The 12875-nt window shown below is 53.7% G+C and carries 11 protein-coding genes; 5 read left to right on the top strand and 6 right to left on the bottom strand.

Going from position 1 to position 12875, the window contains the following annotated elements; translation table 11 throughout:
- Positions 1-3 precede the first annotated feature (3 nt).
- From glnS to chiQ, 3 genes are all read left to right on the top strand, one after another.
- Positions 4-1671: a glutamine--tRNA ligase gene (glnS, locus tag ABFI50_RS15395; RefSeq protein ID WP_023332403.1), complete on the top strand. Its 1668-nt coding sequence runs from the start codon at positions 4-6 to the stop codon at positions 1669-1671.
- Positions 1672-2118: 447 nt separating this feature from the next.
- Entirely contained in the window at positions 2119-3516 is a 1398-nt protein-coding gene (gene chiP / locus ABFI50_RS15400; protein WP_014883015.1) for a chitoporin, read from the top strand.
- A gap of 47 nt (positions 3517-3563) precedes the next feature.
- A complete protein-coding gene (chiQ, locus tag ABFI50_RS15405; protein WP_180253625.1) occupies positions 3564-3890 on the top strand; it encodes a ChiQ/YbfN family lipoprotein in 327 nt (108 codons plus the stop codon).
- 140 nt (positions 3891-4030) lie between these two features.
- Here the strand turns inward: chiQ and fur are convergent, their stop codons facing one another.
- The 4 genes from fur to ybfF all read right to left on the bottom strand — a co-directional run bounded on the left by fur (position 4031) and on the right by ybfF (position 6640).
- The gene (gene fur / locus ABFI50_RS15410; RefSeq protein ID WP_003858655.1) at positions 4031-4477 is read right to left on the bottom strand and encodes a ferric iron uptake transcriptional regulator; all 447 of its coding nucleotides are present in this window, start codon (positions 4475-4477) and stop codon (positions 4031-4033) included.
- Between the two features lie 287 nt (positions 4478-4764).
- Positions 4765-5295, bottom strand: a complete 531-nt coding sequence (gene fldA / locus ABFI50_RS15415) for a flavodoxin FldA (protein WP_008501067.1) — start codon at positions 5293-5295, stop codon at positions 4765-4767.
- A gap of 155 nt (positions 5296-5450) precedes the next feature.
- The gene (ybfE, locus tag ABFI50_RS15420; protein WP_088127009.1) at positions 5451-5738 is read right to left on the bottom strand and encodes a LexA regulated protein; all 288 of its coding nucleotides are present in this window, start codon (positions 5736-5738) and stop codon (positions 5451-5453) included.
- Positions 5739-5866: 128 nt separating this feature from the next.
- Entirely contained in the window at positions 5867-6640 is a 774-nt protein-coding gene (gene ybfF / locus ABFI50_RS15425) for an esterase (protein ID WP_196347131.1), read from the bottom strand.
- Positions 6641-6823: 183 nt separating this feature from the next.
- On the opposite strand from ybfF, the gene seqA reads away from it, so the two are divergent.
- Together seqA and pgm are read left to right on the top strand one after the other, a co-directional pair.
- The gene (gene seqA, locus ABFI50_RS15430; RefSeq protein ID WP_014883019.1) at positions 6824-7372 is read left to right on the top strand and encodes a replication initiation negative regulator SeqA; all 549 of its coding nucleotides are present in this window, start codon (positions 6824-6826) and stop codon (positions 7370-7372) included.
- 24 nt (positions 7373-7396) lie between these two features.
- Entirely contained in the window at positions 7397-9037 is a 1641-nt protein-coding gene (pgm, locus tag ABFI50_RS15435) for a phosphoglucomutase (alpha-D-glucose-1,6-bisphosphate-dependent) (RefSeq protein ID WP_014883020.1), read from the top strand.
- A gap of 104 nt (positions 9038-9141) precedes the next feature.
- On the opposite strand, the gene potE is transcribed toward pgm, so the two are convergent.
- Together potE and speF are read right to left on the bottom strand one after the other, a co-directional pair.
- On the bottom strand, positions 9142-10455 hold the full coding sequence (potE, locus tag ABFI50_RS15440; RefSeq protein WP_176260437.1) for a putrescine-ornithine antiporter: 1314 nt from the start codon (positions 10453-10455) through the stop codon (positions 9142-9144).
- Positions 10452-12650 (bottom strand): ornithine decarboxylase SpeF, encoded by a 2199-nt coding sequence (gene speF, locus ABFI50_RS15445; RefSeq protein WP_014883022.1) that lies wholly within the window; start codon positions 12648-12650, stop codon positions 10452-10454. Before speF ends, potE begins: the two co-directional genes overlap by 4 nt.
- Positions 12651-12875: the final 225 nt, after the last annotated feature.

A 12875-nucleotide genomic window follows, 5' to 3' on the forward strand; every position in this document is an offset into this window, starting at 1 on the left:
ACGATGAGTGAGGCTGAAGCCCGCCCGAGTAACTTTATTCGTCAGATCATCGATGAAGATCTGGCCAGTGGTAAGCACACCACGGTGCATACCCGCTTCCCGCCGGAGCCGAACGGCTACCTGCATATTGGTCATGCGAAATCCATCTGCCTGAACTTTGGCATTGCGCAAGACTATCAGGGGCAGTGCAACCTGCGTTTCGATGACACCAACCCAGTAAAAGAAGACATCGAATACGTTGAGTCCATCAAGAACGATGTGCAATGGCTGGGCTTCAACTGGTCTGGCGATATCTGCTACTCCTCTGACTATTTTGATCAGCTGTACGCTTACGCGGTTGAGCTGATCAACAAAGGTCTGGCGTACGTCGATGAACTGTCCGCGGATGAAATCCGTGAATACCGCGGTACGCTGACGCAGCCTGGCAAAAACAGTCCGTTCCGCGATCGCAGCGTGGAAGAGAACCTGGCGCTGTTTGAAAAAATGCGTGCGGGTGGTTTTGAAGAAGGCAAAGCCTGTCTGCGTGCCAAAATTGACATGGCTTCTCCGTTCATCGTGATGCGCGATCCGGTGCTGTACCGCATTAAGTTTGCTGAACACCACCAGACCGGTAACAAGTGGTGCATCTACCCGATGTACGACTTCACCCACTGCATCAGCGATGCGCTGGAAGGCATTACCCACTCGCTGTGTACGCTTGAGTTCCAGGACAACCGTCGCCTGTACGACTGGGTGCTGGATAACATCACCATCCCTGTGCATCCGCGTCAGTACGAGTTCTCTCGTCTGAATCTGGAATACACCGTGATGTCCAAGCGTAAGCTGAACCTGCTGGTGACTGACAAGCACGTTGAGGGCTGGGACGACCCGCGTATGCCGACCATTTCTGGTCTGCGTCGTCGTGGCTACACCGCTGCTTCTATTCGTGAGTTCTGCAAGCGCATCGGCGTGACCAAGCAGGACAACACCATTGAAATGGCGTCGCTGGAGTCCTGCATTCGTGAAGACCTCAACGAAAATGCCCCGCGCGCGATGGCAGTTATCGACCCGGTAAAACTGGTTATCGAAAACTATCCTCAGGGTGCGAGTGAACTGGTTGCCATGCCTAACCATCCGAACAAACCGGAAATGGGAAGCCGTGACGTACCGTTCAGCGGTGAAATCTGGATCGACCGCGCTGACTTCCGTGAAGAAGCCAACAAGCAGTACAAGCGTCTGGTGCTGGGTAAAGAAGTCCGTCTGCGTAACGCCTACGTGATCAAAGCCGAGCGCGTAGAGAAAGATGCAGAAGGGAATATCACCACCATCTTCTGTTCATACGATGCCGAAACGCTGAGCAAAGATCCTGCCGATGGTCGCAAGGTGAAAGGCGTTATCCACTGGGTAAGCGCTTCTCACGCGCTGCCGGTAGAAATCCGTCTGTACGATCGTCTGTTCAGCGTGCCTAACCCGGGTGCGGCGGAAGACTTCCTGGCGACGATCAACCCGGAATCTCTGGTGATCAAACAGGGTTATGCTGAGCCATCGCTGAAAACAGCTGAAGCAGGAAAAGCGTTCCAGTTCGAGCGTGAAGGTTACTTCTGCCTGGACAGCCGTTACAGCACTGCGGAAAAACCGGTATTTAACCGCACCGTCGGTCTGCGTGACACCTGGACGAAGATCGGCGAATAATAACGCCGCTCTGGTCAATGAGAAACAAACGCCGCTTATTGCGGCGTTTTTTTTATTAATGATCATATCGTTAAAGTGGCGTTGTAAAAATGTCCGCCGTTATTTTTGGTCAATGTGGTGCTACTTATTTTTTTTAAAAAAGTTTGTCTGTTTTTGAAAATGGCAAATTTCGCAAAATACGCGATTTCTAATGTTCTAATACCCTGAAATACGCTGCTATACCCCCGCCAAATCACGCTTCCGGCCAAATGTTACAAAGCACTACCAATTATGTGCACTTCGTCATAATCCTGACTTTTGCCTGATGAAAAGCATTGATAATTCGCGTCGCGAAAAATAACCTAAAGACGGTAGTTAATTCGAGGGTATTTATAACTACCCCTGACCGCCTGGTCTTTTTTATTTTCGCCGTTTTAGGCGCTTTAATTCGTCAAAGAGGAATAATCTATGCGTACGTTCAGTGGCAAACGTAGTGCGCTGGCGCTGGCTATTGCCGGTGTGACAGCAATGTCTGGCCTGGTTGTTACACCTGAGGCGAAAGCTGCGGGTTTCATCGACGATTCTACCCTCACGGGCGGCATCTATTACTGGCAGCGTGAACGTGACCGTAAAGACGTCGCCGAAGACAAATATAAAACCAACCTTTCTCACTCCACCTGGAACGCCAACCTGGACTTCCAGTCAGGCTATGCCGCAGATATGTTCGGCCTGGATATCGCTGCATTCACCGCGATCGAAATGGCGGAAAACGGCGACAGCGGCCACCCTAACGAAATTGCCTTCTCCTCCAGCAACAAAGCTTACGATGAAGACTGGTCCGGTGATAAGAGCGGTATCAGCCTGTACAAGGCCGCAGCGAAATTTAAATACGGCCCGGTCTGGGCGCGTGGAGGGTATATTCAGCCAACCGGCCAGACGCTGTTAGCACCACACTGGAGCTTCATGCCAGGTACCTATCAGGGTGCAGAAGCCGGGGCGAACTTTGACTATGGTGATGCGGGTGCGTTGAGCTTCTCCTATATGTGGACCAACGAGTATAAGGCTCCATGGCACATTGAAATGGACAAGTTCTACCAGAACGATAAGAAAACCAAAGTCGATTATCTCCACTCGCTGGGCGCGAAATACGACTTTAAAAACGATCTGGTACTGGAAGCCGCATTTGGTCAGGCGGAAGGCTATATCGATCAGTATTTTGCTAAAGCCAGCTACAAATTTGATATCGCAGGAAGTCCGCTGAGCACCAGCTATCAGTTCTATGGTACGCGTGACAAGGTCAGCGATGGCGGCGTCAACGACATTTATGACGGCACCGCGTGGCTGCAGGCGCTGACTTTCGGCTATAAAGTGGGCCAGGTTGATTTACGTCTGGAAGGGACATGGGTGAAGGCGGAAGGGCAGCAGGGCTACTTCCTGCAACGTATGACGCCAACCTACGCGTCATCTAACGGTCGTCTGGATATCTGGTGGGATAACCGCTCAGACTTCAACGCCGATGGGGAAAAAGCGGTCTTCTTCGGCGCAATGTATGATCTGAAAAACTGGAACCTGCCGGGTTGGGCAGTGGGCGCTTCTTACGCTTACGCCTGGGATGCAAAACCTGGCGACATGGCCACGCCGGATGCGTACTACGATCCAAACTATCGCCTGAAAGAGTCCTCCTACAGCCTGGATGCTATCTATACCCTGCAGGATGGGCGCGCGAAGGGCACGATGTTCAAACTGCACTTCACTCAGTATGACAACCACTCCGATATCCCGAGCTATGCGGGCGGTTACGGCAACATCTTCCAGGATGAACGAGACGTGAAATTCATGGTTATTGCCCCATTCACCATCTTCTGATGAATCTTCCGGCGGGTTAAGACCCGCCGGACCGGAGACTGCACATGATGAAAAAAATCGTAATTGTCGCGATGCTTGCATCGGGGCTGGTGGCCTGCGCTCAGCCTCAGGCACCGAAGGAAGATTCCAGGCTGAAGGAGGCTTACAGCGCCTGTATTAATACCGCACAAGGCTCGCCGGAGAAAATTGAAGCCTGTCAGAGCGTACTGAATGTGCTGAAGAAAGAGAAGGCGCATGAGCAATTCGCGACGCAGGAGAATATTCGTGTGATGGATTATCAGGCCTGTATCCAGGCGCGTAAAACGGGTAACGATCAGGAAGTCGCGAAGCGTTGCGATAAGATCTGGGACGAGATACGCAATAACAATAATTAAGTTGCCTTACGCCCGGTGGCGCTGCGCTTACCGGGCCTACAAAGGCGTCATAGTCCGTAGGCCCGGTAAGCGCAGCGCCACCGGGCTTTTTAAGGCAAAAAAAAGCCAGCCTTACGGCTGGCTCAGAGTATGAACGTGACTTATTTTGCGTCGTGCGCGTGTTCATTTTCGCGGCAATCACCTTCAGCGCAGTGACCATACAGGTACAGGCTGTGGTTGGTCAGGCGGATGCCATGACGAGCGGCGATTTCACGCTGACGCGATTCGATGGAATCATCGCTGAATTCAATGACCTTGCCGCAATCGAGGCAGATCAGGTGATCATGGTGATGCTGCTGGGTCAGTTCGAATACAGATTTACCGCCTTCGAAATTATGACGGGTAACAATGCCCGCGTCATCAAACTGGTTCAGCACGCGATAAACGGTGGCCAGACCAATCTCTTCACCCATGTCGATAAGACGTTTATAGAGGTCTTCCGCACTGACATGGTGGTTGTCTGGACCCTGAAGCACTTCGAGGATTTTTAACCGAGGAAGCGTTACTTTCAGGCCAGCCTTCTTTAATGCGGTATTGTTGTCAGTCATGCGGAATCTGTCCTGTTGCTAAACGATTCACTTCTGAAAGAAGTGACAGAAAATGCACCTTGGATATTGCGTCTCATTATAGAACTGCCACGGCTAAATGAAAACTGCAAGTCTCAGGCAAAGTATGCTTATAAAAATGGGGTATCACCGACAAACTTGTGAAATGAAAACCACATTTTACCAGGGAAACATTGTACAGGTCTGAGCGAAAAAGTTAAAAGTTTGTAGCAATTAATTTAATCGGTTTTACCTGGAAAACGGGCGCAACCGCCGTTGCGCCGCGAAAATCAGGCGTTGAGAATATCGTCCAGGTGCAGTTCTTCACGGATCTGCTTAACCCACTTCTCTACGCGCTCAGCGGTCAGCTCAGGCTGACGGTCTTCGTCGATGGCCAGACCCACGAAGTGATCGTCATCGGCAAGACCTTTGGAGGCTTCAAAGTGGTAACCGGCAGTGGGCCAGTGACCGACGATAACGGCACCGTTCGGCTCAATGATGTCGCGGATGGTGCCCAGTGCGTCGCAGAAGTACTCGGCATAGTCTTCCTGATCGCCACAGCCAAACAGGGCAACCAGCTTGCCGTTGAAGTCCACCTCTTCCAGCGTTGGGAAGAAATCATCCCAGTCGCACTGTGCTTCACCGTAGTACCAGGTTGGAATACCCAGCAGCAGAATGTCGTAGCCCTCGAGATCTTCTTTGCTGCTCTTGGCGATGTCATGCACATCAGCAACGTCTTTACCGAGCTGTTTCTGAATGTTTTTTGCGATATTTTCGGTATTGCCGGTATCACTGCCGAAGAAAATGCCGATGATTGCCATGAGTAAAATAACCTCTTGAAACTTAATGGTATGGTGGCGCAATTCGGCCACGGATAAGGGCAATAATAGCAGAACAGGCAACCCTGCGGAAACCGCTATCGCGCAGGACTGCACTCTGTGCTACATGAAAAGGGTAAAAAAGGGGTTTTTCAGACTTATGCCTGGCTGCGCAATGTCTCAAGCTGGGCGATCAGCATCTCTTCAATGAGCTCGCTGCGGCTGATATTACGCGCTTCCGCCAGCTCGTTAAGCGCATCGACAGCGTCAGCGTTGAGCTTCAATTCGACACGCCTAAGCCCACGATTTTTATCGCGTTTAAGCTGGTTGCGTTTATTAATACGCAGCTGTTCGTCGCGCGAAAGCGGATTCGTTTTCGGTCGTCCCGGTCGACGCTCATTCGCGAACAGATCTAGTGTCGTACGGTCCGTTTGTTCTTTGGCCATGATTCTGAGACTTCGGGGGAAACACGCCGCCCTGCTAATGCCCGGGCGATAAGCGCGCCATCATACATCAGCAAAAACGGCACGCCAACGACTGGAAGCCCGTCGTCTTCCAGTCGCTCTCTTTTTAATCAATTTGCCGTATCAGTGAGATAGCGACGAATGGCGCGCAGGACTGCTTCAGGTTTTTCCGCATGTACCCAATGCCCGGCACCGGCAATTACATGGGCGCGCGCCTGCGGGAATTGTGCCAGCAGCGTGTCGCGGTAAGCATCAGTAACGTAAGGCGAGTTACCGCCGCGAATGAAGAGGGTAGGATGCGGCCAGGCGGGGACGGCCTCCCAGCCCACGATGTTATTATACTGGTCCCACAGCACCGGGACGTTAAAACGCCATTGCCCCTCAACAAACGACTTCAGCAGGAATTGCACCACGCCTTCTTCATCAAGATGCTCACGCATCACGGCTGCTGCCTGCTGACGGGTGGAAACGCCGGCCTCCGTCACCGCATTAATTGCCGCGAAGATCTCATCGTGACGGCGAACGCCGTAATCCACTGGGGCGACATCAATCACCACCAGCCCGGAAATTCGCTCAGGTGCCAGTGCTGTGAGCGCCATGACCGCTTTACCACCCATCGAATGCCCGATGAGGGTCACTTTCTGCAGGTTGTGGGCGTCGAGCGTATCCAGGAGATCCTGCGCCATTGCCGCGTAGGTCATCTCGTCTGCGCGCCCGGAAAGTCCGTGGTTGCGCATATCGACCTGTAAAATATCGTGATCGGTAACCAGATCGCGCGCCAGCACGCCCAGGTTATCCAGGCTGCCAAAAAGTCCATGAACCAGTACGATGGGAGAATTATTGTTCGGCGATTGTGCAGTTTGCGCTCGGGTATTCAATTTCATGGCAAAGTTCTTTTTTTACGTTTGTCAGGTTAGGGTATCATGTTGACCATTCTGCCGCCCGGCCGCAAGGTTCCAGTTTAATCTGACTTTTGCCGCCAACCTGGTTTGACGCTATCCGCTGTTGGGATTTGACCTTATAATCCCAATGACTTGTATTCAGATAAGATATCGCACTGGATTAAGATGAAAACAATCGAAGTTGATGACGAACTCTATCAGTATATTGCCAGCCAAACGCGGCATATCGGGGAGAGCGCGTCCGACATTTTACGGCGCATGCTTAAAATTTCCGCCGCTTCACAGCCTGCTACCCCAGTCACCAAAGATGTCGTGTCTCAGCCGAGCGTTGTTGCACAAGCAAAGCCTGCCGTGACGCCGGTAAAAGATAAAGTACGCGCGATGCGCGAGCTGCTGCTGTCCGACGAGTATGCGGAGCAGAAAAAGGCGGTTAACCGCTTTATGCTGGTGCTGTCTACACTTTACTCCCTGGATAACAAAGCGTTTGCTGAAGCGACCGAGTCGCTGCACGGTCGTACTCGCGTCTATTTCGCGGGTGACGAGCAAACGCTGCTGCAAAATGGCAACCAAACCAAACCTAAACATGTCCCTGGCACCCCATACTGGGTGATCACCAATACCAATACGGGCCGCAAGTGCAGCATGATTGAACACATCATGCAGTCCATGCAGTTCCCGGCGGAATTGATTGAAAAGGTTTGCGGTACAATTTAACCCTTGCATCAGAAGGACCCGGTAATGGCAAATCACAGCCGTGCAGGCCAACCTGCACAACAAAGCGATTTGATTAACGTCGCTCAGCTGACCGCGCAGTATTACGTGCTGAAGCCGGTCGTGGGCAACGCAGAACACGCAGTGAAGTTTGGTACATCTGGTCACCGCGGTAGCGCGGCACGCCATAGCTTTAACGAACCGCACATTCTGGCCATTGCTCAGGCCATTGCGGAAGAGCGCGCTAAAAACGGCGTTACCGGTCCGTGCTACGTGGGGAAAGATACCCATGCGCTGTCTGAACCGGCGTTCATCTCTGTGCTGGAAGTGCTGGCGGCAAACGGCGTCGACGTGATTGTGCAGGAGAATAACGGCTTCACGCCAACGCCGGCGGTGTCTAACGCTATCCTGGTGCACAACAAAAAAGGTGGCGCGCTGGCTGACGGGATTGTTATCACGCCATCCCACAACCCGCCGGAAGACGGGGGCATTAAATACAACCCGCCTAACGGTGGTCCGGCAGATACTAACGTCACCAAAGTGGTAGAAGACCGCGCAAACGCGCTGTTGGCTGACGGTCTGAAAGGCGTGAAACGCATCTCTCTGGATGCGGCAATGGCGTCCGGTCACGTAAAAGAGCAGGATCTGGTTCAGCCGTTCGTGGAAGGACTGGCGGATATCGTCGACATGGCGGCGATTCAGAAAGCAGGCCTGAAGCTGGGCGTGGACCCGCTGGGCGGCTCCGGTATCGAGTACTGGAAACGCATTGCCGAGCATTACAAGCTGGATCTGACCATCGTGAACGATCACGTCGATCAGACCTTCCGCTTTATGCACCTGGATAAAGACGGCGCGATCCGTATGGACTGCTCCTCCGAGTGTGCGATGGCGGGCCTGCTGGCACTGCGCGACAAATTCGATCTGGCGTTTGCGAACGACCCGGATTATGACCGTCACGGTATCGTCACCCCTGCCGGGCTGATGAACCCGAACCACTATCTGGCTGTGGCGATCAACTACCTGTTCCAGCATCGTCCGCAGTGGGGCAAAGAGGTGGCTGTTGGTAAAACGCTGGTCTCTTCCGCGATGATCGACCGCGTGGTCGACGCGCTGGGCCGCAAGCTGGTGGAAGTGCCGGTGGGCTTCAAATGGTTTGTTGACGGTCTGCACGACGGCAGCTTCGGCTTCGGTGGTGAAGAGAGCGCCGGGGCATCCTTCCTGCGTTTCGACGGCACGCCATGGTCAACCGATAAAGACGGTATCATCATGTGCCTGCTGGCGGCGGAGATCACCGCGGTCACCGGTAAGAACCCGCAGGAACATTACAACGACCTGGCGGCACGTTTTGGTGCGCCAAGCTACAACCGTATTCAGGCGAGCGCGACCTCAGCCCAGAAAGCGGCGCTGTCTAAACTCTCTCCGGAGATGGTCAGTGCTAACACCCTGGCAGGTGATCCGATCACCGCGCGTCTGACGGCTGCACCGGGTAACGGCGCGTCTATCGGGGGGCTGAAAGTAATGACCGACAACGGCTGGTTCGCTGCACGTCCATCCGGTACGGAAGACGCGTATAAAATCTATTGCGAAAGCTTCCTCGGCGCTGAGCACCGTCAGCAGATTGAGAAAGAAGCCGTAGAGATTGTCAGCGAAGTGCTGAAGAACGCGTAAGTGCGTTATCGGTGCGGGCTGATGCCCTCACCCCGGCCCTCTCCCACGGGGAGAGGGAGAAAACAATAAAAACGGCAACCCTCGGGCTGCCGTTTTGTTTTTACCTAACTATGCTTATTCTTCAATTCAAACCGTGGTGACACCAGACCGTACAGCGTCCAGCCCATAAAGGTCACCATTGCCCCATAGAGCATCGCTTCCTGACCGGAAGAGTAGAGCGCATAGAAGCTGTAAATCGCCCCAATGAGCGCCACGATATTCGCTGCTCGTGCTTTACGCGGATCCACCTTCGCGACCTTCTGAATAATCACCAGCGCGGCCATCGACAGAATGTACGGAATGATGTTCGTCACCACCGCCAGGTTGACCAGCACGTTGAACTGGCTGTTCAGCGACGGGCTAATGGTCATCAGCGACAATCCACTCTGGAAGATGACAATCGCCAGCATGCCCTGCACCGGTGCATCCGCTTTGGTCACGCGGGAGAAGACTTTTGGAAAGTAACCTTCATCAGCCGAGGATTTAAACACCTGTGCGATGGTGAACTGCCAGCCGAGAAGCGAACCGCAGCAGGACATCACCATCAGACCCATAATCACCTTCCCGACTTCCGGGGTGAACATCTGGGCGAAAGCCAGCCCGAACGGTGCCGTGGAGTTAGCCAGATCCATATTCGGCACAATCCCGGCAATCACGTTGGTTGAGACGATATAGATCACCGCCGCCCCCAGCGTTCCGCCAAGTACCGCAATCGGCACGTTCTTTTCCGGGTTCTCAACTACTTCCGCGTTCGCGCAGGCCGATTCCAGTCCGAGAAAAGCCCATAGCGTCATGGCGATAGAAGAGCCCACGGCGGTAAAGAACGGCACATGATGCGGGTTCCAGGAGTTGGCGTAGAGCGTAGGACTAAACCAGAACCACCCGATGATGCATAAACCGACGACCGGGATAATCACGCCCCAGACGGTGATGCTGCTCAGTTGTCCGGTGATACGCGCGCCGCCGAAGTTCGCCACGGTGCAGATCCACAGCACCCCGATGGTCGCCAGCCCAATTTGTACCGGGGTGAGCGTGGCGCCAAACAGTTCCGTCCCGTAACCCACGGCGGAAATGGCAATCGCCACGTTGGCGATCAGCAGCGATACACCATAGGTGTAGTTGGCCATAAAGTTGCCGGACTTACCAAAAGCGTATTCCGCATAGCCGCCCATCCCGCCGGACTTGCGGCTGAACATCCCGCATTTGGCGAATGCCCACGCCAGCGCCATTGACCCCACCGCCGTCACCAGCCAGGAGATAATCGAAATGGTGCCCACTTCGGCAAGCTTGGTGGGCAGCATGATGATCCCAGACCCCATCATGTTGACCATGGTGAGGATGGTCAGCTGCACCACGCCCATCTTATTGGATTTACTCATAATGTCTCTCCTTTCAGCAGCGCGGGCTGAGCAGCGGGTTGTTTGATGACGTTACAGCGAACCTGTTTGCGACCCTCACACTCTTCAACGTATACGCCCTGCAGCTCAGGCGCGAAGCCTGGTAGCAGGTTGATACCGTCTTCCAGCGCGGCAAAGTAGCGCAGCACGGAGCCGCCCCAGACTTCGCCCGGGACAACGCACAGCACCCCAGGCGGATAAGGCAGGGCGCCTTCAGCGGCAATGCGGCCTTCCGCGTCGCGCAGGGAGACCAGTTCGACTTCACCACGCAGATACGCATAGTTTGCCTCCTGCGGGTTCATCATCACGCGCGGGAAGTGAGACTTGCGGAACATCTCTTTTTGCAGTTGCTTCACGTTATGGCGGGCATAGAGATCGTGCATCTCCTGGCAAATCTGGCGCAGCGTGTAATCCGCGTAACGTTCCGGATGTTGTTTGTAGAGAGAAGGCAGGACCTCTTTCAGCGGAACATCGCTCTCGAGCAGTTTTTCGAAGCGCACCAGCTGCGCCACCAACTGCTGCAGTTTGCCCATATCTTCCGCAGGGGTGAGCAGGAACAGGATCGAGTTGAGATCGCATTTCTCCGGCACGATGCCGTTTTCACGCAGGAAGTTGGCGAGGATGGTGGCGGGCACGCCGAAATCCTCATACTCGCCGGTGCGGGCGTTAATACCTGGCGTGGTCAGCAGGAGCTTGCACGGGTCGATAAAGTACTGGTGCTCGGCATAGCCCTCAAAAGCGTGCCAGTTTTCACCCGGTACGAAGTGGAAGAAGCGTAGATCGGTGGCAATTTCCGCTGTGTCGAAGCTTTCCCACGGACGGCCATCCACCGTCTCCGGCACAAACGGACGAAGGTACTGGCAGTTCTCCAGGATCAGTTTGCGCGCTTCGATACCGTTAACCACGCAGTCCATCCACATATTGCGACCGCTCTGACCTTCATGCATACGGGCGTTAATATCCAGCGCAGCAAACAGAGGGTAGAACGGGCTGGTGGAGGCGTGCATCATAAAAGCATTATTCAGCCGCTTGTGGGGTACATAGCGCTGCTGGCCTTTGATATGGCTGTCCTTTTTGTGGATCTGTGAGGTTTGCGAGAAGCCTGCCTGCTGTTTATGTACCGACTGGGTGACAAGAATTCCCGGGTCGTTTTCGTTCAGCTCCAGCAGCAGCGGCGAGCAATCTGCCATCATCGGGATAAACTGCTCGTAACCTACCCAGGCCGAGTCGAACAGGATGTAATCACACAGATGCCCAATCTTATCCACCACCTGACGGGCGTTATAAATGGTGCCATCGTAGGTACCCAGCTGGATCACCGCCAGACGGAACGGACGTGCATCGCGTGCACGACCTGGCGCCACCTCGGCTACCAACTCGCGCAGGTAGCTTTCCTCAAAGCAGTGCGCGTCAATGCCACCAATAAAGCCGTACGGGTTGCGCGCGGTTTCCAGATAGACCGGTGTCGCGCCAGCCTGAAGAAGGGCGCCGTGATGGTTCGATTTGTGGTTATTACGGTCAAACAGCACCAGGTCGCCAGGGGTGAGCAGGGCGTTAAGGACCACTTTGTTGGATGAGGAGGTCCCATTCAGCACAAAGTAGGTCTTATCGGCATTAAAGACCTTTGCGGCATGTTGCTGCGCAATGCACGGGGCGCCTTCGTGGATCAGTAGATCGCCCATCGCCACGTCGGCGTTACACAGGTCGGAACGGAAAAGCGTTTCACCAAAGAAATCGACAAACTGATTGCCCGCAGGATGACGGCGGAAGAATTGCCCCCCCTGATGACCCGGGCAGTCAAATGCGCTGTTACCCTGTTTCACGTAGTCTACGAGGGCACGGAAAAACGGCGGTCGCAGCTGGGTTTCGTACTTCTGGGCCGCCGCTTCCAGCTGGCGGCCATAAAAATCGTTGCTGGTGTCTGAATGCTCAAATACGCCGTGAATGCGCGATAAATAATCTGCCGGAATGATCTCTTCTTTATGCGTTGCGACAAAGACGGGAATGCCAAATCCGGTGGCTTCTATTTCTTCCAGTATGCCGCTGGAAATATCGCTAACGGCCAGAACAATGGCTGCGACATCGATATAATCTGAAGCGCGGACATCCACAAGCTCACGCTGGGTGGTAAAGCAGTCCGGACATGCACGGCTGGCCGCGATTTTTAAACTTTTCATCTTTCTCTCTTTATTTTAGGTAATAAGCATCCTTCGATTTCTTGTCAGAAAGAAATCGATAATTTTCCGGAAAAAAAGCAAAGTGTGGCCGCTGATTAAAATCAGTAAATTGCTTTTTGATGATTGAAATTCAGTCCGCCCGGTTGCGGATGAGTCTGAATTAAATTGAATGAGCGCACGAGTTCACAGGCAATGGCCTGTAAAATAAGGTGTTTCAGGATAACC

The organism is Enterobacter sp. HNDS-6, assembly GCF_039850505.1.
In the GTDB taxonomy this organism is placed as follows: Bacteria; Pseudomonadota; Gammaproteobacteria; order Enterobacterales; family Enterobacteriaceae; genus Enterobacter; species Enterobacter kobei.

Coding starts and splice junctions, on each gene's coding strand:
- glnS (WP_023332403.1), top strand. CDS start 4: ATGAGTGAGGCTGAAGCCCGCCCGAGTAACTTTATTCGTCAGATCATC.
- pgm (WP_014883020.1), top strand. CDS start 7,397: ATGGCAAATCACAGCCGTGCAGGCCAACCTGCACAACAAAGCGATTTG.
- chiP (WP_014883015.1), top strand. CDS start 2,119: ATGCGTACGTTCAGTGGCAAACGTAGTGCGCTGGCGCTGGCTATTGCC.
- fur (WP_003858655.1), bottom strand. CDS start 4,477: ATGACTGACAACAATACCGCATTAAAGAAGGCTGGCCTGAAAGTAACG.
- fldA (WP_008501067.1), bottom strand. CDS start 5,295: ATGGCAATCATCGGCATTTTCTTCGGCAGTGATACCGGCAATACCGAA.
- seqA (WP_014883019.1), top strand. CDS start 6,824: ATGAAAACAATCGAAGTTGATGACGAACTCTATCAGTATATTGCCAGC.
- speF (WP_014883022.1), bottom strand. CDS start 12,650: ATGAAAAGTTTAAAAATCGCGGCCAGCCGTGCATGTCCGGACTGCTTT.
- ybfE (WP_088127009.1), bottom strand. CDS start 5,738: ATGGCCAAAGAACAAACGGACCGTACGACACTAGATCTGTTCGCGAAT.
- ybfF (WP_196347131.1), bottom strand. CDS start 6,640: ATGAAATTGAATACCCGAGCGCAAACTGCACAATCGCCGAACAATAAT.
- potE (WP_176260437.1), bottom strand. CDS start 10,455: ATGAGTAAATCCAATAAGATGGGCGTGGTGCAGCTGACCATCCTCACC.
- chiQ (WP_180253625.1), top strand. CDS start 3,564: ATGAAAAAAATCGTAATTGTCGCGATGCTTGCATCGGGGCTGGTGGCC.